Source organism: Embleya sp. NPDC059213 (genome assembly GCF_042754445.1).
Classification (GTDB): Bacteria; Actinomycetota; Actinomycetes; order Streptomycetales; family Streptomycetaceae; genus Embleya.
The window spans coordinates 1-2,126 of sequence record NZ_JBHZAV010000397.1; the positions used below are offsets into that span (position 1 = coordinate 1).

Consider the following 2,126-nt stretch of genomic DNA (forward strand, 5'->3'; position numbering starts at 1 on the left):
CCGATGGTCCCGGCAGCAGTGCCGACACCGGGATCGACCGCCGTCCCTGACCGGGTACGCCACGATCGGGCGCCGGGGCATCGGGGAAGGCGAGGCGGCCACCGTGCGATGGCGCCGACGCGAGCGTGCATCCGACGCGCCGGCGGTCGTGCGGGAGGTGGTGGTCGCCGACAGCGGCGATGCGCGTGCCGGTGGCGGCGGGACGGCGGTGTCCGGCCACCGCGGACCGCCGTCCTCGGGGCCGGTGCGCGTCGAGGGGTCCGGGCCCGCCACGGCGTCGGCGCCCCACGCCGTGGCGGGCCTCGGTGCCCATGATCCAGGGGCAACCTCAGTTCGCCGGGGAACCTTTCCGGGTGGGCCGGGCGTGTGTGGCCTGCGGTTTGAGGTGCCCTTGATCTTCCGGACAGCGACCCGCGTAGGGTTGTAGGAAACCGGAAAGAGAAAGCACGTGCCAAAGAGATATACACAGCAGTTCAAGGACGAAGCCGTTCGCCTGGTGTTGGACGGCCCCCGTCCGATCATCCAGGTCGCGCGCGAGCTGGGTGTCAACGACACCACGCTCGGGAACTGGGTCGCGCAATACCGCAGGTCTTTGACGGATTCCGGATCGACGCCGCGAGGCGATGAACCCGTGACCGCGCGGGAACGGGAACTCGAACGCGAGAACCGGAAACTCCGCGAGGAGAACGCGTTCCTGGTAAAAGCAAGCGCCTTCTTCGCCCGCAACCATCGGTGAGTTCCCGCTATGAACTCGTCGACGCGGAGAAGGCAAGCTTTCGCATCGCCGACATGTGCCGATGGCTCGACGTCTCCCGATCCGGATACTACGAATGGCGGACCCGCCCGGAATCCGCCACGGCGCGACGACGCCGACACCTGATCGCGGCGATCAAGGAGATATTCGCGGCGAATCACGAGACCTACGGATATCGGCGCGTGCACGCCGTCCTGGCCCGCTCCGGCGAGAGGGCCTCGCCGGAGCGGGTCCGCGCGCTGATGCGCGAGCTGGGGCTCGTGCCCTGCCAACCCCGGCCGTGGAGGGCCGTTACGACGCTGCCCGGGGACGCGCACCCGCGCATCCCGGACCTCGTCCGCCGGGATTTCACCTCGGACCGGCCGGGAACCAAACTCGTCGGAGATGTCACCTACATTCCGACGTGGGAGGGATTCCTTTATCTCGCCACGGTCATCGACTGCCACAGCAAGGCCGTCGTGGGATGGGCGATGGCCGACCATTACAAAACCTCACTCGTCACCTCGGCACTCGACATGGCCCGCAGCCGCATGAAAATGAAGAAGGACGCGATCTTCCACTCGGATCGCGGCAGCAACTACACTTCACAGGAATTCGCCCGGACCCTGGATCACCTCGACATGCGCCAATCGGTCGGACGCACCGGCGTCTGCTGGGACAACGCAATGGCCGAATCCTTCTTCGGCGCACTGAAAAACGAATGCCTCAACCGCTACGTCTTCACGAACCACGCGAAGGCACGCCGCGAGGTTGTCAGATACATCGAGGGCTTCTACAATCGCCGACGACTCCACTCCGCCCTGGGCTATCGCACACCACTCGAAGCCCTGCAAAACCACCACGAGCTCGGACTCGCCGCATAAACGACAGCGAACAAGGCGTCCGGAAAACGCGGGGCACCTCAGTTGCGTCTTGGTGGGCAGCGGGTGGCTCAGGGCTAAACGGTCGGCGTGGATCGGCGGAGGTGGGCCCGGTCCCGGGGTCACCGGTGGCCGGGAGCCCTGGGTTCCCCGGTGAGACGTGGGTGTTGCTCGCCGGAAAGGCGCCGGCAACGGCGGAGCGGGTGGGGCGGCCCGGTGAGGTTCGCCGGGGAACCTTTCCGGGTGGGCCGGGCGTGTGTGGCCTGCGGTTGCGTCTTGGTGGGCAGCGGGTGGCTCAGTGCTAAACGGTCGGCGTGGGCCGGTGGAGGTGGGCCCGGTCCCACCGTCACCGGTGGTCAGGAGCCCTGAGATCCCCGGCGAGACGTGGGCGTTGCTCGCCCGGAAAGGCGCTGGCAACGGCGGAGCGGGTGGGGCTGCCCGGTGAGGTTCGCCGGGGAGCCTTTCCGGGTGGGTCGGGCGTGTGTGGCCTGCGGGTGCGTCTTGGTGGGCAG

Annotated in this window: 1 protein-coding gene; it reads left to right on the top strand. The window is 67.9% G+C overall.

The window, feature by feature from the left end:
• Positions 1-448: 448 nt before the first annotated feature.
• A protein-coding gene (locus tag ACFXMF_RS47560; RefSeq protein WP_379991985.1) for an IS3 family transposase occupies positions 449-1,617 on the top strand; the annotation gives its coding sequence in 2 pieces (ribosomal slippage) (positions 449-698 and positions 698-1,617; 1,170 coding nt in all).
• Positions 1,618-2,126 lie beyond the last annotated feature (509 nt).